14 protein-coding genes, 1 other RNA gene and 1 pseudogene are annotated in these 21,088 nt (G+C 41.3%); 14 read left to right on the plus strand and 2 right to left on the minus strand.

What is annotated here, in order from left to right; genetic code table 11:
* Window positions 1-128: 128 nt before the first annotated feature.
* The 4 genes from NMG48_RS03500 to NMG48_RS03515 are packed head-to-tail and all read left to right on the plus strand — an operon-like array spanning window position 129 to window position 2,155.
* Window positions 129-455 (plus strand): helix-turn-helix domain-containing protein, encoded by a 327-nt coding sequence (locus NMG48_RS03500; RefSeq protein ID WP_271254007.1) that lies wholly within the window; start codon window positions 129-131, stop codon window positions 453-455.
* The gene (locus NMG48_RS03505; RefSeq protein WP_271254008.1) at window positions 448-723 is read left to right on the plus strand and encodes a hypothetical protein; all 276 of its coding nucleotides are present in this window, start codon (window positions 448-450) and stop codon (window positions 721-723) included. Before NMG48_RS03500 ends, NMG48_RS03505 begins: the two co-directional genes overlap by 8 nt.
* Before the next feature lie 43 nt (window positions 724-766).
* A complete protein-coding gene (locus NMG48_RS03510; protein ID WP_271254009.1) occupies window positions 767-1,453 on the plus strand; it encodes an HAD family hydrolase in 687 nt (228 codons plus the stop codon).
* A gap of 3 nt (window positions 1,454-1,456) precedes the next feature.
* Window positions 1,457-2,155, plus strand: coding sequence for a Holliday junction resolvase-like protein (locus NMG48_RS03515; protein WP_271254010.1), 699 nt, complete (start codon window positions 1,457-1,459; stop codon window positions 2,153-2,155).
* Between the two features lie 61 nt (window positions 2,156-2,216).
* On the opposite strand, the gene NMG48_RS03520 is transcribed toward NMG48_RS03515, so the two are convergent.
* Together NMG48_RS03520 and NMG48_RS03525 are read right to left on the minus strand one after the other, a co-directional pair.
* The gene (locus NMG48_RS03520; RefSeq protein WP_169363571.1) at window positions 2,217-2,390 is read right to left on the minus strand and encodes a hypothetical protein; all 174 of its coding nucleotides are present in this window, start codon (window positions 2,388-2,390) and stop codon (window positions 2,217-2,219) included.
* A gap of 461 nt (window positions 2,391-2,851) precedes the next feature.
* Window positions 2,852-3,661, minus strand: coding sequence for a SpoIID/LytB domain-containing protein (locus tag NMG48_RS03525; RefSeq protein ID WP_271254011.1), 810 nt, complete (start codon window positions 3,659-3,661; stop codon window positions 2,852-2,854).
* A gap of 377 nt (window positions 3,662-4,038) precedes the next feature.
* Between NMG48_RS03525 and rnpB the strand changes: the two genes are divergently transcribed.
* The 10 genes and pseudogenes from rnpB (at window position 4,039) to NMG48_RS03575 (ending at window position 21,067) form a co-directional block, all read left to right on the plus strand.
* An RNA gene (gene rnpB, locus NMG48_RS03530) (RNase P RNA component class A) lies at window positions 4,039-4,495 on the plus strand.
* A 303-nt stretch (window positions 4,496-4,798) separates the two neighbouring features.
* Window positions 4,799-7,216, plus strand: a complete 2,418-nt coding sequence (locus NMG48_RS03535; RefSeq protein WP_271254012.1) for an HD family phosphohydrolase — start codon at window positions 4,799-4,801, stop codon at window positions 7,214-7,216.
* An 813-nt stretch (window positions 7,217-8,029) separates the two neighbouring features.
* Complete coding sequence (locus NMG48_RS03540; RefSeq protein WP_271254013.1) at window positions 8,030-8,314, plus strand: hypothetical protein; 285 nt, start codon at window positions 8,030-8,032, stop codon at window positions 8,312-8,314.
* 363 nt (window positions 8,315-8,677) lie between these two features.
* Window positions 8,678-9,046 (plus strand): helix-turn-helix domain-containing protein, encoded by a 369-nt coding sequence (locus NMG48_RS03545; protein WP_271251623.1) that lies wholly within the window; start codon window positions 8,678-8,680, stop codon window positions 9,044-9,046.
* Between the two features lie 29 nt (window positions 9,047-9,075).
* A pseudogene (locus tag NMG48_RS03550) lies at window positions 9,076-9,624 on the plus strand (transposase); the annotation flags it as partial.
* 153 nt (window positions 9,625-9,777) lie between these two features.
* Window positions 9,778-11,301 (plus strand): YifB family Mg chelatase-like AAA ATPase, encoded by a 1,524-nt coding sequence (locus NMG48_RS03555; RefSeq protein WP_271254014.1) that lies wholly within the window; start codon window positions 9,778-9,780, stop codon window positions 11,299-11,301.
* A gap of 252 nt (window positions 11,302-11,553) precedes the next feature.
* Window positions 11,554-11,922 carry a response regulator transcription factor gene (locus NMG48_RS03560; RefSeq protein WP_126387722.1) on the plus strand — a complete coding sequence of 123 codons (369 nt, stop codon included), beginning with the start codon at window positions 11,554-11,556 and terminating at the stop codon, window positions 11,920-11,922.
* A 152-nt stretch (window positions 11,923-12,074) separates the two neighbouring features.
* Window positions 12,075-12,602: a chemotaxis protein CheW gene (locus NMG48_RS03565; protein ID WP_126387720.1), complete on the plus strand. Its 528-nt coding sequence runs from the start codon at window positions 12,075-12,077 to the stop codon at window positions 12,600-12,602.
* A gap of 133 nt (window positions 12,603-12,735) precedes the next feature.
* Complete coding sequence (locus NMG48_RS03570; RefSeq protein WP_271254015.1) at window positions 12,736-15,081, plus strand: methyl-accepting chemotaxis protein; 2,346 nt, start codon at window positions 12,736-12,738, stop codon at window positions 15,079-15,081.
* Between the two features lie 52 nt (window positions 15,082-15,133).
* Window positions 15,134-21,067: a hybrid sensor histidine kinase/response regulator gene (locus NMG48_RS03575; RefSeq protein WP_271254016.1), complete on the plus strand. Its 5,934-nt coding sequence runs from the start codon at window positions 15,134-15,136 to the stop codon at window positions 21,065-21,067.
* Window positions 21,068-21,088 lie beyond the last annotated feature (21 nt).

The following is a 21,088-nucleotide window of genomic DNA, read 5'->3' on the forward strand; positions in this document are numbered from 1 at the left end:
GCTAGTTTTCAGACTCACTCAGAGAATCTTAATTAATTGACACAATCTCAAATGAGAAATTATACTCATTAGTTAACCGCCAAAATGAGTAATATTCTGAAACATTGGCGCAATTTACCTTCGCGATCATGACCAATCCTGCCGAACCAACTCCAACCACCTTGACAAACACATCTATTGCCCTGTCTGAGCGAGAACTTCAAGTGATTGAACTAGTGGCTGCGGGCTTAACCAATCAAGATATCGCTGTCCAATTGGCGATCAGCAAACGAACTGTTGATAATCACATTAGTAATATTTTAACCAAAACCAAAACCGACAATCGCGTTGCCCTAGTACGCTGGGCTTTACAATGGGGCAAGGTCTGCATTGATGAAGTCAACTGCTGCATCATTGACACGACACCCATTAATAGTGTCAACGTTCTTAATACGCAGGAATTAGAAAGTGCTTAGCGAGGAGTTATCTATTAATCGCCGTAAAATTGTTTTCAATCCCGATATTGCCTTAGCAATGTATCGAGAACTAGCATCACATCTTGAACAAATTGCTGATGTTGATGCTGAGTTATTTTGGCAAGAAAGTACTGAGTTTAGCTATTTAGGTAGTCAAATTGGGGGACTCTGGCTCAGTTATCCCCAAAACCTATCAGCGCGATCGCAGGTTTTAATCGAAAATATCTTAAATCATTACGGCAGTTGGACTTCTGAAACCAAAGAATAAAAAGGTTTGCAGAATCAACTTTCTTAATGCAAGAAACTTTTTTATGAGAAAACGCATATTTACCGACTTTGATGGTCCAATCATGGATGTATCAGAGCGCTATTACCAAGTTTATTTATACTGCCTTGCCAAGATCCGTCAGCCTGATCAGGTAGTGAGAACCCTATCAAAATCTGAGTTTTGGGAGTATAAGCGATCGCAAGTTCCCGAAAAAGAAATTGCGATAATGTCGGGCTTTGAGGATGAAAAACAAGCTATTCGCTTTGCTCACCTCCGCCGCGCTACAGTCCATACCAATCCATATTTTGACTATGATCGTCTGCTCGAAAATGCAATCCCTGCTCTAGAAAAAGCACAACAAGCAGGAGTCGATCTGGCGGTAATGACCATGCGCCGCCGCCGTGAACTAGAACCAGTACTAGATCAATATAATTTAAGGCGATTTTTCAAGAGCGATCGCATTTTTTGTCTTGATGATGATTATGTGAAAACTGTTGATATTCAAGACAAGCCTAAGTTAATGAAACTTGCCCAAGCTAATTTACCCAAGGTCGATCAACAATGGATGATTGGTGATACTGAGGCTGATATTTTAGCGGCTCAAAGTCATCATATTCCTGCGATCGCTGTCCTGAGTGGTATTCGCAACCAACCTCAACTAGAAAAATACCAACCAAGTCAAATTCTTCCTGATTTAACAACCTCAATAAATACAATCCTAGAAAATTGAGCAATGGAGATAATAGTTTCATTACTTGTTGGGATTATTTTGGGTAGCTCAATCACATACTACATCGTGCAAAAATCACAACATGTAAAAACAATTAGGGAATATGAATCAAAAATACAAACTCTAGAAAAAAGACATCAACAAGATATCAAAGATGCGAGAAACAGAAGCATAGATGGTAGTCGAGCGGTTATTAAAGGGAAAATTGCCGAACAACTAGCACCTGTCTTACCAAATTTTAAATATCTACCATCAGATGCCAGATTTATAGGTGATCCAATTGATTATGTTATTTTCAATGGGTATACCAATCTTAAAGACAATGGTGGTTCTGAGAGTAATCTGGAAATCATAATTTTGGATGTTAAAACTGGCAATGCGTCTTTATCTCAATTCCAACAAGCAATTGCTAAAGCGATCAATGCAGGCAGAGTAAGGTTTGAAGTAGTTAGACCTGATGCTTATGAGCAAAATGAAACCAATCATAGTCAAACCTTACAAAGAAATTTTCCTCAAAAAACATACAACATTACAGATATTCGCAAAAAACATGCGCGTGCTTACGAAGCTTGGAGTAAGCAAGAGGATGAGAAACTAATTCAAAGATATAGGGATGGGTTAAGCATCAATCAATTGGCTGCTGAATTTCAAAGACAAACAGGCGGAATTCGTTCCCGACTCAAAAAGTTAGGGCTACTATAATTCTCTAAACGAAAAAAGGAGCGCATTACGCTCCTTTTTTCGTTTATGGATGGAGTTCAGATTAGATTCCCCCTAAAAACTCTTGTTTAGCAATTTTTACCATTACAGCTTGCTGCCCTAAATAGAGCATATGTAACTCAGTGAGGAGTTGCTTAGCTGAATCTAAATCAATGTTTTGAATCTGCTGGCAAAACATCATGTGGGTAAACTGCTTCTCGATAGGTAAGTCACTCATAAGTACCTCTTTAGCGAATTCAAAATAAATGACACTTGGCAACGGTTCAAAGTTCCTTGACAGTAGATAATTGTCACCGTGTCAACATAACGTAACAATACTTTAAACTCATTGAATGAAGTGTATCATGACAAACATTTTTTCTACGATATACCTAAAGAAATATTTTATAAAAACTTATACAGGCATTACTTATGACAACTATAAGTAAACCTATAGCGTACTAGTCTAGTTAGGAAATAAATCCAGAATACGAGTGGTGTTACTTCAGGTTAATACTCGATTCTTGGGTTTTGATTTGTCCTATATATCACAATACAAATTTTGCTTAAAGCTCAAAAGAGAAGGGTGGTGCAAAGCACCACCCTTCTCTTTTGAGCTTTGATTAATGTAAGCCAAACAGAGTAAAAAGTTAACCTAACCTATGATCAAAAAGGCGGCACTGAGTGCCGCCTTTTTGATTAGTTTTTGATGGGTTGATCTCGATACCACCAAGATAGAATTTGTACCCAATTCCAGCCATTCTGAGCCATTTGTTGGGTCATTTCTTGATCGAGGTGTTGACCATCGGATACGGGCATATACCCACCACCCCAGCTAATCCAATTGCGCGGTAGGCGAGCGCGATAGTAACCTTTAAAACCCGGTCTGAGCATATAACCTGCGGTCGAGGCAACTGCTTGATCACTACGGCTATGGATTAAAGCGATCGCTTGACCTGTCTGTGGATCATAGCGATAAAAACCTTTATAAACCTGATCGCGAGTATCACTGACTAGATCGTAGGGAGCTTCGCCCCACTTACGCTGACGCTGGGTATTGACAGCATAACTACGGGCAGCCACTGCTTGAGCCATTAATGCGTCCATATGCCAACTAGCAGGCATTTCGCTAGGAACAACGCTACGCAGATATTCCTCAAGGGATAAAACATTAACTGCGATCGCTTTGTTATTCCAAGCGCGTAATTCAATTTCACCTGGGTATAGAGTGTTGCCAACTTGCACTAACCCATTGTTACTGGGTGTAATGCGATAGGCAGATGTTAGAGGTAATGTGTACCACTTACCAGGATCAAGACGACGGCTAGCTTGCCCTGAAATTTGTAAAGTTGCAGGTTGAGTCACCGCTACAGACATCTTGGAGCTATTTTCTTCTTTCACCAAAACCCTTAAGAGGTTAGCTGCTGCCGCTTGAGATACTCCAGCAACAAGTACCAAGATCAAGGACAAAAATAGCGTATACATCCCTTTGGAGAAGTGTTTCATCATTTAGTTAGTCACTCACACCTATGAGTCAAGAATGTAGGAAATATGTAATCCGTTTTAAGGCATTTGGGTGTTGCCTCGAATAACCAGATAGTTTAGCAAAACAATTCGATTTTGATAAACATTATTTTTTCTTTTATTTACAGAGCCTTTGATCGTCAGCCTCAGATTATGCAATTTATTAAGTTACAAGAAACCAATTTTTGGTGGCGCGGCTTTACCTCGCCACCAAAAATTGGTTTCTTTATTTAATCGCTGACCCCGAATAAGTAACTGCGGCACTGACTTACACAACCAGAGAATAGTGAAAAACCCTAGAAAGGACTTTCACCATTAGCGGATCATTGGTTTTCCTTTGTTAGTACATAATAGAGATAAGAAAGAGTAAGCGTGCAGTTGCGAAACTTATCTCAAAATTTATTTTGAGTATAGGTTTTGAGGAAAGTCCGGGCTTCCATGAAGATCAGGCTGCTGGATAACGCCCAGTGCGAGCGATCGTGAGGACAGTGCCACAGAAAGATACCGCCCACGAGAAATGCGCAAAGCGCATTTCTCGTGAGTAAGGGTGCAAAGGTGTGTTAAGAGCGCACCAGCAGAGTCGTGAGGCTCTGGCTCGGTAAACCCCAGTTGGAAGCAAGGCGAGAGGATATAGGAGTTTCGATCTTCAATTGCTCTTGTATCCGTTGCTTAAATACGATTGTTAGGCGAAAGCTTGGCGATCTAATGTTAAGTGTGTGCCGCAAGAGGTATTTGGTAACAAATATCCCAGATAGATAACTGCTAAGGGAGTTGATAAGACTCCTGAAACAGAACCCGGCTTATGTCTTGCTCTTTCTCTAAAAAATTGTTTTGACTGACTCAAAAAAACAAAAAGCAGATTTTTGTTTTTTTTGATAGAAATCTGGTAAATCTAGATCTTGTTATTGTCTGCGTTCTCTTTATATCCGTTTGCAATCAAAACAACCACAATATTTTTCTTGAAAGTCCTTTAAGCAAAGCTTTCAGCAAAAATGTTAGTTCTAGTTTCAGCGCCAAGCACTGCGATTGCAGATTTTAAGGTTATGCACCTAGCTGCATTTTTGTTCTTGTATTCTGCCGAGACATTAAAACTAGATTAGTTAAAACTAGAGTAAGTAAACTATGGGAATTGTTCCCAATCAAGCAGCATCGCTCCCTGAAAATCGACCATCTCGTAAGTGGTCTAGTCGAGCGATCATAGGAATTACCTTTGTCTGTATTGTTTCAACCCTAAGTATTCGTTTTTATGCAGAGCCACGCTTAACCATTGGTAAATTTGTTGACCAAGATTTGCGATCGCCTAAAACGCTCTTAGCCACAGACATTGAGGCAACTAAACAGGCTCAAGAACAAGCCAAACAGCAAGTGGTTCCGATCTTTCGCAGCAATCCTGAAATAGACGCGAATTCTTTAAAACACCTAGAAGAATTGTTACGAGTTGGTGATAATTTACGCCTATCTTCGGGCAACTTACCCTATGTCGATCGCAAAATCCTCAGTGATGAGGTACAGCGATATTTGCGACGAGTTTCTGATTCAGTGTGGGAGCAGTTGCAAGATAAAGCCTATCGGCTAGCAAATAATCCAAACAATCAAGCTAGCGCAATCCCCGTTAACAAAGAACAAGACATTTCCGCTTTAGCAATTATTGAGCTATCTCTCTACAAACTCAATGCCCCATCTCAGGACTATCAAAATTTAATTAATAAGATTACAGAGGTTCGTCGCGCCTATGCGATGACCCAAGAAAAAGTTGCCCAAGGTCCAGCGATGTTTCGCGATCGCCTTTTAGAGATGACCAATGAGCAATGGGAAAACAACAAAAAACTCATTCGCCAAAGTTTGGTTGAGCTACAAACATCAGGAATTGTGATCGGTTTACCAGATCAGATGTTGCAATCTCGACTCACGAATCTGAGGAATCTACCAACCAATGAAGAACATCGCGCCATGGCGATCGCGCTTCTCAGCTCTACAGTAAAACCAAATCTGACTATTGACTATGTTGGCACAACTGAACGAGCGATCAAAGCATCGGAGTCCGTCCAAACACAGAAAATTTTCATTAAAACGGGTGACCTAATTGTTAAAGGGGGCGAAAAGATTACGGAGCGGCAATTTGTCATTTTAGATGAGCTCCAAATGACGCAAAGGCAAGTCAACCTCATAGGATTGTCCTTGATGGCTGGCTCCACTGCGATCGCCTTTGGCATCTTTGGCTATGCCAATCGTCGATGGCAATATTTACTCAAAGTCAAATTACATATTAAAGATTTTTGTAATCTTGGCATCATTTGTACGGGCAATGCCTTAGCAACAGTATTAATGGCTCCCCACATGCTTTTCTTTGTGCCGTTAGCTAGTATGGGCTTGATCATTGGGAGTTTTTACAGTTCCCGTCTAGCGCTGTTAATTACCTGCCTAACATCAGTATTACTAGGCATTGCTATTAGTGCCGACTTGGTCGCGCTAATGCCTGTATTAATTGGCACAATTATTGCAGCCGCTATTACCAATCGCCCTCTAACGAGATCTCATCTTGCGGCAACGGGTTTACTAGTAGCTGTTATCCAAGCGGCGGTATATATCGCGATCGCCCTCATTGGCGGCATCACCCCACCGATACTAATCCTACTTACAGCCCTTAAATATGCCTCTGGTGGCATGATTTCCGCAATTGTCGCACTTGGAGCAATTCCTTACCTAGAGCATATTTCCTATGCCCTAACTCCCTTCCGACTCGCAGAGCTTGCAAACCTTGATCGCCCCCTATTAAGGCGCTTAGTTACCGAAACTCCCGGAACTTTTCAGCACACTTTATTTGTGGCAAATCTCGCTGAAGCTGCTGCTCGCGAATTAGGAGCTGACACTACTTTAGTAAGAACAGGCACGCTCTATCACGATATTGGTAAAACCCTCAAACCTGAATATTTCATTGAAAATCAAATGGGGCAAACCAATCCCCATGACATTCTGAATGATCCTTGGCTCAGTGCCAAAATTGTCAAGGATCATGTTTCTGGTGGCATCAAGCTCGCACAGAAGTATCACCTTCCTGAAATGCTTCAAGCTTTTATTCCAGAACATCAAGGCACAATCACTATTTCCTACTTCTATTGTCAAGCCAAAACTCGCTCAGACTATGTAATTGAGTCAGAATTTCGCTATGCAGGACCCATCCCTCAATCTCGCGAGACGGGTATTGTGATGTTGGCGGATGCCTGTGAAGCTGCTTTGAGATCGCTTGGGACAGAAACCACCTTAGAAGCCGCTAAAAAATTACTCATGCAAATTTTTAAAGCAAGATGGGATGATGGACAACTCCAAGATTGTTCCTTGACTTGGGAAGACTTAGACCGCATTGCCCCTGTATTTATTAAAGTTTGGCAAGAGCGTAATCACGGCAGAATTAAATATCCTCATCTAGCCGAAAAACTTGATCCTTCTGGCTCAGCTTTACCTGAGCATCTCTGCACACCAAAAGGGTTAGATACTTTAACAGAGCAAAATACTATTCCCAAAAAAATCGCCTTGAAATAGTTACTTAAATATTCTCCTGCGCGTCCCTAAGCTCACTACTGCAAAGTAATTACCCAAGTCATATATAGCGTATACCAATCTGGTGAAGTAGAGGATTGTGTCCCCGCCGCAGGCGGGGACACAATCCTCTAAAAGCTCTATAGAGTCAAATAAAGTTAAGACATAAAAAACAAAAGTATAGTTGCGTCGCTTTGCGACGCAACTATACTTTTGTTTTTTGCGTTTGTCCTAGTACAAACGCGAGTTCGGGATAATTTGAAACGGTCTGTGAGAGAGGGTTTGCTACGCAAACCCTCTCTCACAGACCAAAAGTAAAAGCCTTGCTCAGCAAGGCTTTTACTTTTGGTCTTTTAAAAATTTGTCAGCTTAACCACCCGAACGTGAGTTCGATAACGCCATTTGCGCGGCGCTTCGCGCCGCACAAATGGCGTTATCGAACTCACGTTCGTACAACTGGCTACTGGTATAGAAAAACATTCTGGAGTGTTATAAGATTTTCACTTTAAGTAATCATATTGCTGTATTTTTTATGATTCAAAGTAGAAATACTCAATAAAATTATCCACAAAAAATATCTATATATTTTCTTAACAATTGATTTCTATACTTTTAATTACAAAAATCTCCAAGAAGATTGTCATAGAAGCATTACAGGAATCAGTTAAGACATTGTTAAGTTAATATTTTATTCGGGATCGCTATAATCCTCTCTCTAAAAGCGACTTAGCCTAATTTATGTCAAAAAGCTACCCTTCATAATTGAAGCAATTAATAAATTGCTTTTAGTAGTTTTGGCAAAGCCAAATAAGATATATGGAATCTTCAGGTAAGTCCATTACAGCTTGTAAATTGTGTCAACATTACAATCCTGAAGGAAGAAGGGGTGGTTTTTGTGGAAGATTGGCTGTTCCCGTCAGTGCGACATGGGACGCATGTAGTTTAGCAGCCCATCCTTTTGAGCCATCTTGGCAACCTACTGATGACTTTAATTCACTTTTACATGATGCTTTACAAGAAACAATGGCAATTAGCCATCATATAGAAATGCCAGAAATGCAGGAGGTTTCTATGCGATCGCTTAGCTTTTCAGAATATTAATTGAGCACACATTATTATTTATTAAGTTGTTGCCAATCAGCTCAGATTAGGTATTAGTACGTATTACTAGTACTTGTTTTTAGCTAACTCTAAATATATCCACCTAAAATCTTGAATAAATTTGAATAAATTTGAATAAATAATGCTTGTTGTCAATATTTATTCCAGTCATTTTTACTAGTTCTAATGACTATGTTTGTATTACAAACTGTTGAGGTTTGAAGAAAATTTTGAGAGTATGACCCTGCCATACTCTCAAAATTTTCTCTATTTTTTAATTCAGTGCAACATGTTTTACAGCCTATTGAGGGAAAGAGTAGTACAAGATAAGCTAGGATAGCAAAACCCAAAAGAGAGTAAAAAATGGCACCTTACTCACTAGATCTCAGAGAAAAGATCGTAGCAAACTACGAAGCAGGAAATACATCGATTCGGGAAGTAGCGAAGCAATTTCAAGTCGCGACGAAAACAGTGCAAAAACTACTGAATCAATACCGAGAGACAGGAGAACTAAACCACAAACCATTAGGTAGTCCAATCAAAAGTCCCCTCGAAGCGCATCAGGAGAAAATCCTCGAAATTGTCTCAGAGCATCCAGATTGGACACTATGGCAGTACTGTGAAGAAGTAGCAGAACAAACAGGAGTATCAGTGACCACAGGCAGCATGTGCCGATTTTTCCAGAGGCATAACATCACTCTAAAAAAAAGACCTATCGCCATGAAAAGGTAAAAAGTGAGGCAGTACAACAGCAAAGATGTGAATTTTGGGAAGCATTGAATGAAGTGAAAGCTGAAGATCTGATTTGTATTGATGAAACGGGAGTATGGCAGGGGATGGAACGCTCTGTGGCAAGAAGTGAATGTGGCAAAAGAGTATTCAGTCTTCGTCCCTTTTACAAAGGTCAGAAATACACAATAATTGGCGCTATTTCAGTTGATGGGATTGTTTGCCTGAAAACGATTCAGGGTTCTATGAAAGGAGCAGATTTTCTCACCTTTGTCCAAGATGACCTAGTACCTAAATTACGTCCTGAGCATAGGATCATCATGGATAACCTCAACTGCCATAAAGTTGAGGGGGTCGCAAAAGCAATTACAGCGACAGGTGCTAAGATTTTGTACTTACCCACCTATTCTCCTGATTTTAATCCAATTGAGATGATGTGGTCGGTTCTCAAATATTTTATTAGATTGCTTAGACCTCATTCTCAAAAACTACTTCAGCATTTAATCAACGTTTTCCCTTACTTGTTAGAAAAAGATTTCTTCAAAAATTGGTTTACTAAGTGTTGTTACTGTACTACTTAATCCCTCAATGGACTGTAGTTATCGCTCTTAGCTAGCTATCACAATTTGTACAGTGCATAAATTCAGGAATGGTAGGGTTTTACTAGTCGGACAAAGCTCTGTATGTTACGCTAAATCAATAATATTTTATAAAAATTAGTTTTATAGGGCAAAGTGCTAGCAAGGGTTTGGAGTGCAACAATTTTAGGCATTGACGCGATTCAGGTAGGGGTAGAGGTAGATGTATCGGGAGGACTGCCCGGAATCACCTTAGTAGGATTACCTGATACTGCTGTTCAAGAAAGTCGAGAACGGGTGAAAGCTGCTATCAAAAACGCAGGATACGCTTTCCCAATGCGAAAAATCGTGATTAATCTCACCCCTGCGGATTTACGGAAAGAGGGGCCAATCTTTGATCTACCAATTAGCATCGGCATTCTCGCTGCTTCCGAACAGGTTGAGCCACAGTTATTAGGTGATCACCTATTTTTAGGGGAGGTTTCCCTAGATGGTTCCTTAAGGCCAGTGTCGGGAGTATTACCGATCGCGGCGGCAGCTAAACGATTAGGCATGATAGGAATCGTTGTACCTAAGGAAAATGCCCAAGAAGCAGCACTTGTCAAAGATTTAGCAGTGTATGGACTACAAAGTATTACCGAGGTTGGTGATTTTCTGGCGCATCCTGAAAAATATCAACCCGTAGTTGCTAACCCTGAAATGAAATGGCACGACAGCGACTTTAAGCTAGATCTAAAAGATGTCAAAGGTCAACAACATGCTCGCCGCGCCCTAGAAATCGCCGCCGCAGGCGGACACAACCTAATTTTTGTTGGTCCCCCCGGTTCTGGCAAAACTCTATTAGCAAGACGCTTGCCTAGCATTTTGCCCAATATGAATTTCGACGAGGCTCTAGAAGTAACCAGAATTCATTCTGTCGCAGGATTATTAAAAGGTAAGGGCTTAGTTAGCGATCGCCCTTTTCGTAGTCCCCACCATTCCGCCTCAGGTCCCTCACTCGTAGGTGGTGGCAGTTTCCCCCGTCCAGGAGAAATAACACTTGCAACAAATGGGGTGCTTTTTTTGGATGAGCTGACGGAGTTTAAAAGGGACGTATTGGAATTTTTGCGCCAACCCCTCGAAGATGGATTTGTGAGCATTTCCCGTACCCGTCAATCTGTTACATTCCCAGCACAGTTCACGTTGGTCGCGAGTACAAACCCATGTCAATGTGGCTACTATGGCGATGCTGTCCAACCTTGTACCTGCACACCACGTCAGCGTGAGCAATATTGGGCAAAGCTATCTGGGCCGTTAATGGATCGCATTGACCTCCAAGTAACTGTCGCTCGCTTAAAGCCCGATGAAATGACGCGATCGACTGAGGGAGAAGACTCTAGTGCAGTTAAAAAAAGAGTACAGGCATCCCGCAAAATCCAACAAAACCGCTTTCAAAACGAGGCTAGGGTTAACTGTAATGCTCAGATGCAATCAAGGCATTTACGCCAATGGTGCAAATTAGACGATCCATCGCGAGATCTCTTAGAAGCTGCGATTAAGCGTTTAGGTTTGTCTGCTCGTGCCACCGATCGCATTCTCAAGGTATCGCGCACGATCGCAGATCTAGCTAGTACCGAAGACATTCAAGTCGTGCATGTCGCCGAAGCAGTGCAATATCGCACATTAGATCGTGCCACTTAAATAAAAAATAATAGCCCCATACATGCTATTTTGTGTCTTGACTTTTAGCTCTAAACTAATTCTCTTTATTAAATAAGACTAAAATATGAACAGTGTAATAAACAAGATCAACGTTAACCGCAAGCGTTAACTTAAATAAATAGTAATCTAGAAGTTATGGTAGGTACATCTTCTTGCTGCCTAACATTAAGACGAACTAATTATGTTGTTGAGTGAGTTGCTAATGGAAGAATCCTATCGGGGCATTCATGTATGAGTACAGTTCTGGTGGTTGAAGATAGTGTCACACAGAGAGAAATGATTGAAGACTTACTTAAAGGTAGTGGTTTGATCGTCAAAACAGCAGGTGACGGCATAGAAGCCCTAGAGCAAATGCAAAGCAGTTGCCCAGATATCGTAGTTATGGACATTGTCATGCCTCGCATGAATGGCTATGAACTATGCCGTCGCATTAAAACTGATCCCAAAACCGAACGCGTTCCCGTTGTAATGTGTTCGTCTAAAGGTGAAGAATTTGATCGCTACTGGGGAATGAAGCAAGGTGCTGATGCCTATATTGCTAAACCATTTCAGCCACAAGAGTTAGTTGGTACTGTCAAACAGTTACTTAGAAAAGCTTAAGAATTTCAAGGTGATCACGAAAACCATGAACAATTCTTGATTATTCAAGGTCAGTTCGTTAACATCAATATTTTAAGATTTTCTAAAGCTTAAAACTTATAAAATTCAGGACATCAAAAGTTGCAATTTTGCAAGGTAGAGCTTCCCAAATTATGGTAGGAAACCAAGATTTCTTCCCCGGCATCGGACAAGATCAGGCAACTGACTTTGACCAAGGTATCGAAGCACCAGAAGGTGAGCTGCATTTAAGATTTTTTGTAGCTTCTGGGATTGAATTTGCCTTGCCTGCAATTGGAGTTAGTCAGGTATTAGAATATGCTCCAGATCGGATCAACCCCATGCCCAATGTCTCACCCTTACTGCTAGGTACAGTTAATATTCGGGGTAGAGTAGTTTGGGTAGGAGATCTTGGTCAGTTTTTAGGAGAAGTACCTCCCGTCAATACTGATCGGGCTGAAATTTCCATCATTGCGATCGAGGATCAAGGCATGATGTTGGGTTTAGCAGTAGAACAAATTGGTGTTATGGCTTGGCTTGATCCTTCACAGTTAACCGTTTCTAGAAACAGCGCTGACAGTATGGCTCCATTCATCAAAGGTGAGTGGATAATGGAAGGCAGCGAACCCTTAAAGTTGCTCGATCAAGTTAATATTTTGCGATCGGCACGGTGGGCATCGTAGATAGGGTCTATATGACTATGTAATATGTACGAACATACGACCTATGGCTATAGACAACAGATACTAAGTAGAAATGATTTCAAAATGATTTCGAGCAAATGGTAGAGATTTTAGGGTTTTTAGGAGAAGGCACATGGCATCAAGTACACAACACCAAAAAGAATACGAAAAGGCTTCCTTAGCCTACATGCAGGGAGACTACAACCAAGCTGCCAAATTGACACAGGAGCTTGTACAAGTCTGCCCTAGCGAGCCTATGTATCGGTTACTTCATGCCCATATTAATCTTGCCCTAGAACGCTATCAGGATTCAATCGGTGAATATGAAAAGGTTCTGCACCTAACCGATGACACCTCAATTCTTGAATATGCTCATAGTGGGATTGCGGCGGCTAAAGAAAGATTAGATCTCGATGATGGCTACAACGATAACTTAGGGGATATGGTTAGCTCATCAGCAGACGAGTTTAGAAATAAGCAATATGCTTACGAAGATGACAATAGCTACAATGCATCAACATACATGCAAGGAGCTTGGACCACAGATGATAGTGGAGGACAGAGCCGTAGCACCAATAATTTTGATTTTGAAGATTTTAATTCCGATGTTTCGATGAATGGGTCTGGTAATTACAGCTATAATGCCGAAACCCAAGTAACTGGCGTATCTAGCTTTAATTCTAATTACAAAACTGGAAATTCTGGGATGAATTCAGACACTGATGTTGTCTTCATGGATGAATTTGATGATTTTGATGACATTAGTGAATCATCTTTCTCTAACTCCTTTGGTGATTCTGATGCAACGCAAATGGCATCGGATCGATCGCTGTCCGAGTTTGGCAGTCAAGATTTTGCAACTTCAGTCCGTGCCAGCAATACTACGGCAGTAGTTAGCTCAGACATGGCAGCAGGAAGATTTAATCAGGCTGGCAATGAGGCAGAGCTATTTGGTCTAGGCGCGATTAATTCTCCTGTAGGCACAAAACGGGGAAATACTGAGGTCGTAGCTGAGGCATCGGAACAGGGGGGCTTATTTTCTCCCTTTGATAACATGCCCCTCAAAACCAAGACCCTAATTACCGCGATCGCCTCAGGGGTGGTGGCAATGGTAGCCGCAGGGGTGGTAACAAACTTTGCGATCGGCTCGATCAAGGATAATTCAACCCGTGAACAGGTAAGAAATACAGGTTGGATGATGGCAGGGGCAGCGGCGATCGCTAGTGGCTCAATGGCTTGGGCCTTAGGCAAGCGCTCTTCTAAACTGATTGAGCAATCGACTGAGAACTTACAATCTCAGTTTGAGTCCGTCATTCGTGGTGATATGACTCCCCGCGCCGCTATCTATAGCGAAGATGATTTTGGTAGGTTAGCCGCAAGCTTTAACCACATGATTCAGTCGATTGTATCGAATACCAATGAGGCTCAACGCAAAGCTGCCGAACAGGAACAAGCTAAAGAAGATCTCCAACGTCAGGTAATTCGCTTACTAGACGACGTAGAAGGGGCGGCGCGTGGTGACTTAACGGTGCAGGCAGAGGTAACAGCCGACGTACTCGGAGCAGTTGCCGACTCTTTTAACCTCACCATTCAAAACCTTCGCGAGATTGTTAACCAAGTAAAAATCGCGGCGCGTCAGGTAAACGAAAGCTCTCGCGAAAATGAAGCATTTGCCCGCAGCTTGTCATCGGACGCATTGCGTCAAGCTGAAGAATTAAGCGTTACCTTGAATTCAGTACAAATGATGACGGAATCGATTCAGCGTGTAGCAGAAAGCGCCCGTGAAGCAGATCAAGTGGCAAAACTCGCATCGGAAACTGCAATCAAGGGTGGTGAAGCCGTAGAACGCACCGTAGCTGGTATTCTCGACATTCGCGAAACGGTTGCGGAAACTACACGAAAGGTAAAACGACTGGGTGAGTCGTCCCAAGAAATTTCTAAGATCGTTGGTTTAATTTCCCAGATTGCTTCCCGTACTAACTTACTCGCACTTAACGCCAGTATTGAAGCAGCAAGAGCGGGTGATGCGGGACGTGGTTTTGCGATCGTTGCCGACGAAGTTCGCCAGCTCGCTGATCGCGCCGCCAAAGCATCGAAGGAAATCGAACAAATCGTATTGCAAATTCAGAGTGAAACCAGTAATGTGCAACAAGCGATGGAAGTCGGCACACAACAGGTTATCGATGGTACCAAACGTGCTGAACAAGCTCGCCAATCCCTAACCGACATTATTCAAGTGTCCCACCGCATTGAAACTTTAGTACTATCCATTACTGAAGATACTGTCAAACAAACCGAGACTTCACGCACCGTATCACAGGTTATGCAATCCGTTGAGTTAACCGCCCAAGAAACATCCCAAGAATCACAACGAGTATCAGCTTCACTACAAAACCTTGTAGGTGTTGCGCGTAGTCTACAGGATTCTGTGGAAAGATTCCGCGTTGACTCAGGCGATAAAACAACGGGAGGTCGTTAGTACTTTACCTCTAGCTAGCTACTCATACCCTAATCTTTGAGAGGATTCTGTCATGAACTCGGAACAACAACAGCAGCGTATCATGGGTTACTTCATTGAAGAAGCCCGTGAACATCTTCAGACAATTGAGCAAGGGGTATTAAACTTGCAAGATATATTGGATGAACCTGAATCAATTAATGAGCTTTTTCGTGCGGCTCATTCGATAAAAGGGGGAGCTGCGATGCTTGGCGTGGGCAGTATCCAGCATGTCGCGCACCGATTGGAGGATTTTTTCAAGATCCTTAAAGAGAATCCTCAAATAAATGTTGATGAACGTTTAAAAAGCTTGCTTTTAGCTGGTTTTGATCCTCTAGCAGAGTTATTGGACGAACTCCAAAATGGGTTTAAGGTATCCGATGAGTTAACCATTGAGACAAATAATCGTGTTAAGCCAGTTTTTGCAGAATTAGAATCCTATCTCAATCAATTAGTATCTAATAACGCTCAGGAAACGGCGCAGGTTTCTAGTCAATCTACAAGTAAGATTGCGGAAAAGACCAAATCCCTTGCTTCTTTGGAGTCAATATTTCAAGAAGAAGTTACGGCTAAAATGCGAGATATGTTGCAATTATTTCGTGGTGGAGATTCTCCAGAAAGCCGATCGCAGTTACAGGAGATTTGCAATTACTTTCAAGAGACAGGCAATAACTTTGACTTAAGAAATTGGACTAATCTCGCTACCCAAGTCAAAAATGCGATCGCCCAGCCTACTAACTCCTATCGAACCCTTGCACCTATTTTAATTAGAGAATTAAAAGACGCGCAGGATCTAGTTTTGGCAAAGCGTGAAGCTGAAATTTCCATATCCTCTCAAATTCAAAGCCTATTACCCTATCGATTTTCTGATTCAGAAGATGATGAGGTTAGCACAATTTTCACCACGGCATCTGGCAATATTCAAGATGATGCATTTATCGAAGATTTCCAAGTTGCAGAAAGTGAAGAATCCCAAGATTTAAACCTAATTGAGCCAATGGAGCAACAAGCCTCCAGTGCCGATATTGTTGATCTATTTGCCGATTCTGATGACATTGCTAACTACAGCAGTGAAGAAGAATTCGATTTATTAGAACTTCCCCAAGAGCAAATCGATCAAATGGATTGGATGGATAGTGAATATGAAATCACTGAAAACCAACATATTGACGGGCCTAAGGTTGGAGCATCAGAATTAAAATCCCTAGCAGTTCTATTTGAGAATGATGATATTGATTTCGACTCCGCTTGGGAAGATATCAAGTCTAACGAAACTAGTATCTCTAATCATGGCTCTGAACAAACCACAAATAATAATCAGGATGAGTTTGCCGATCTACTCGAAAACACTTCAAACAATCTTCAAAGTGATGCTGCCACAGATCTGGGAATAGAAGAATCTAGCATTGCTCAATTGTTTGGAGATTTTTCTGCCGATGAAAAAACAGACAACTTAAACGCAATCGGCGAATCTTCTCAAGGTTTATTTCCCGAAGATCAGAACTTGTTCCCAGATGATATTGATATCACTGGTTCCGATTCTCAATTAGAGGCTGAGAATGCTCCAGTAAGTTTGGATGCACTAATTGATGACGAATTAGACAAAGAATTAATTGTCGATGATTCCATAGATCAGGGTTTTGATGATTTTGATCTAGGTATTGAGATCATTGATCAAATTAGTGAGAGTGAGAGTCCCAGTATAAATGTTGATGAAATTGACTTTACTGAAGGTTTCGATCAACTTGCTGATCAGCCAACAGGCGAAGATTTACTCACATCTCAGGGAGATTTTGACTCACTCTCTAGTGAAGAATATTTTGCTGAGATAGAAAGACAAGAAAATGAAATATCTAACCCAACCTCTGACGATTTCTATGGAATCGAAGAACCCAGTGAGCCATTTGCCTTAACTGTTTCTGAAGAAAGCATGGCGTTACTAGAAGATCCCTTTGCGATCAGTGACAATCTTGATATGGATTTTCTAGATACACCAGCAAATATTACAGATAGTGACGTTAGCAGTTCTAGTGGAGATATCTTTTCCAAGGATTTTTCTGAAGAAATTGATATAGACAATAACTCGCCAATAATATCGAGCAGTGAAGACTTCGATACTAGTGATACATCAGGCTTAAATATATTTGATGAGCTAGGTTTCGATAATGATGAATTTGAGGAAGAAATTGCCACACCCACAGATCGTAGTAATGATGAGCAAAATTTCTTAGATAATCTAGATAATATTGACGAATTGGCAAATCAACCAATTTCTAGCAATAGTGATTCTGACTTAAATGAAGATTTAAGTTTTCCTGCTTCAGACAACTTTGAGGCAAACTTTGACGAGTTTATAGATGCTGATGCAGTCAATGGTAATGATGAAGTCGATGGTTTGTTTGCTGATTCTCTAGAAGTTGAAAATGGTGATCATGCGGAAGTGATTACAAATGATTTAACCGATGATTTCTCAGACTTTGATGACGATGGCATTGATCCAACAATTAATATTGCTGATGAGTTAGGTGATTTCTTTAGTCATGAAGTAGAATCTGCTGAGACTAAATCTGCTTCTACAGATAGTGAAGAATCGATCTACAATCTTGAGAATACTGATGAGTTAGGTGACTTTTTTGGTGATGCGGCAGAACCAGATCTTGTAACCAGTCTTAGTAATGAAGTAGGCAATCTTGACGGACTAGATGGATTTGGTGATTTCTTTGATGGAGAAGATGCAGACACAGATCACAGCGCTAATACCGATGAAAACTATGGCGAGGAATTTTCTCAAGGTCTAGACAATACAAATGAATTAGCTGATTTCTTTGCTGCTTCGGAATCTCCTGAAAACTTAGCAGAAGATTTCATTGATGATAACTGGAGTGATTTAAGTACTAGTGATGAGCAGAATATCGTTGATATAGAAGACGAATTGAATGACTCTATATCTTCTTTGGAATCTAATTTAGATTTAGAACTTAATGATGAGTTTATTGATTTAGATAAAGACTCTAATTCTCTAGAAGAGATAGAGGACGAGTTGTTTAATCAAATTGATCAAACTAGCTCTTCAGAAAATGACGACAATTTAGTCAATTTATTTACTAATGCCAAGGAAGACGATCTGACGATACTAGAGAATGACATCAATACTTTTGGTGATGATTTTGACTTTCAAGAAACGCGATCGCCTAGTCAAGATCTTAGCCAAGATAATGACATCAATTTCGATGGACTAGATGATTTAGAAAATAATAATTTGGCAAATGCAGTTAATAGTCTAGTATCTCAGACCTCAATAGATGACTCTCTAACAACTATTCAAGATGATCTAGATTTTGATGTTCAAGAGGAGGATATTACAGCTAATAGCACTATTGATAGTTTGGTAGATTTTTTCCAAGCTGACGATGACTTAGACAATACTGACATTAACTCATCCACATCATTAATTAATAATGATGACTTTAGTGTCAATGAAGATAATGAAGCTTTGGACTTCGGAGAATTTAACGAGTTGACGGATCTAAATGGTGCTGGTTTAGAAGTCTCTGATATGGATGATATAGAGATGTCGGAAGATTTTGATAACCAAAGCTTAGCAATTGACAATCAATCACCATCAGAAGAGCTAAATGGTATCGATGACAACTTTGACTTTGATGATTTAGAAGCAATGATTGGTAATTCGAGTAATTTACCAAATGAGCCAAATGAGTCGGCTAATGGAGAATTTACCAGCCAATTGACAGATCTTAATCAGAGCAATGGTCATCAATCTAGTGATGCCGACGATATGAACTTTGATGAACTAGAAGCTCTATTAGGTGATAGTGGTAGCTTTGATATAACAGCTAAGACTGCGACAGCAACCAAAGACGAAGGTGACACTCTTACGGCAATTGCCAACAACAAGACAACTGACGACTTTGATGAGTTGGAAAATATGTTGCAATCGGCATTTGCTAAAGATGTCGGACCTATCAAGACTAAAACACCCACACGTCCTCCTGCAGCCCCACGCAAGCAAAGGTTGACGGATTCAACCATGCGGGTCGATGTTAAGTATCTTGATAGTTTGAATAACCTAGTTGGGGAACTCGTAGTTAATCGGAACTTGTTAGAGCAGGAGCAGGAACGCTTACAGCAGTTTATTACTAATCTATTACATCAAGTACAACTGCTCAGCGATGTGTCTCAAAGGATGCGTGATCAGTATGATCGTTCCTTGTTAGAAGCATCATTAACCGCAGGTCGTGGACGTTCCTATAGTAGCTTTGATGCTGGCTATTCTAGTTCTACCGATGGAGCAACTTCGAGTAGTAATGTCAGTAGCGATTTTGAAGGCATTGAATTTGACCGTTACAACACTTTCCACGTTCTATCACAGGAAATTATTGAGCTAATTGTCAGAGTGCGTGAGTCTGCTTCTGACATTGAGTTTGTGGTTGGTGAGACGGATCAGGTAACTCGTCAGTTAGGCACGATTACGACTCAAGTTCAGGATGATTTGAAACAATCACGCATGGTTCCCTTTGCCCAGATTGCCGATCGCTTGCCTAGAGGTATTCGCGATCGCGCACTCAAGACTGGCAAGCAGGCGGAATTGGAAATCTATGGACGTGAGACCTTGATCGATAAGGCAATTTTGGAATCTCTCACAGATCCGCTTACTCACCTTGTCAATAATGCGATCGATCACGGTTTAGAAGATCCTGTTACTCGTCAAGCTGCGGGTAAATCTGCAACTGGTAAACTCACAGTCAGAGCCTATCACCAAGGTAACCAAACCGTAATTTCGATTAGTGATGATGGTGCGGGGATTAGTACCGACAAGGTAAAGAAGAGTGCCGTGGCTAAGGGTATCCGTTCTCAATCAGAAGTCGATCGCCTCAATGATACTGAGGTTTATAGCTTGCTCTTTGAAGCTGGCTTTAGTACTGCAGCCCAAGCCGATGAATTTAAAGGTCGTGGTGTTGGTCTCGATGTGGTTAAAACCTGTCTAGATGACATTCGTGGCGTAATTATTGTGGAGTCGATAGTTGGTAAGGGGACAACCTTTACCATTCGCTTACCATTGACCCTCAGTATTTCTAAGGCGATGTTCTGCATTAGCGATCGCGCCAGAATTGCCTTCCCTGTGGATGGTTTCGAGGACATGGTGGAAGTTCCCCAAAGTCAGATTGTACTGAATGAGAAAGGTCAACCATGCTTACCTTGGCGCGATACAATTTTGCCATTCCAGCATCTCTCCAATTTGCTTTCCTACAGCCGACATCTCAGCCGCAGCAATATCTATGGCAAACAAGACAATGACGAACTTTGCATCATTATTCTCCGTAATGACACAAGCTATCTAGCATTACAGGTGGATCAGTTCCTTGGTGAATACGAAATCGTAATCAAACAGTTAGAGGGTCCAATTCCTCAACCTGCGGGGATTGCAGGAGCAACGGTGTTAGGGGATGGTCGAGTGATGGCGATCGCTAACGTTTTAGAACTATTTGATATAGCTAGTGGCAGACTCCGTCCTTCTGCTTCGGGCATCACAATTCAGCCAACGATCGAAGAAGATGTAGCTGTCGATCCAACGGTACTAATTGTGGACGACTCAATTACAGTTCGCGAGCTATTGTCGCTAACCTTTGCCAAAGTTGGCTATCGTGTCGAACAGGCAAAGGATGGTCAGGATGCATGGGAAAAATTGCGTGCAGGACTGCCCTGTGACATGATCTTCTGCGATATTGAAATGCCACGGATGGATGGATTGGATCTACTATCCAGATTGCAAAAGGATTCTCGACTTAAGGATATTCCTGTAGCGATGTTAACTTCCCGTGGAGCCGATCGCCATCGTCAAACGGCAATTCAGCTTGGAGCAAAAGGCTACTTCACTAAGCCCTATCTCGAAGAAGAATTGTTGAGTGCCTCAAAGCGCCTCTTAAATGGAGAAACTCTGCCGATCTAAACATTCCAAAATGTGCAAATC

Origin of the sequence: Pseudanabaena sp. Chao 1811, from assembly GCF_027942295.1 — a bacterium.
Classification (GTDB): domain Bacteria; phylum Cyanobacteriota; class Cyanobacteriia; order Pseudanabaenales; family Pseudanabaenaceae; genus Pseudanabaena.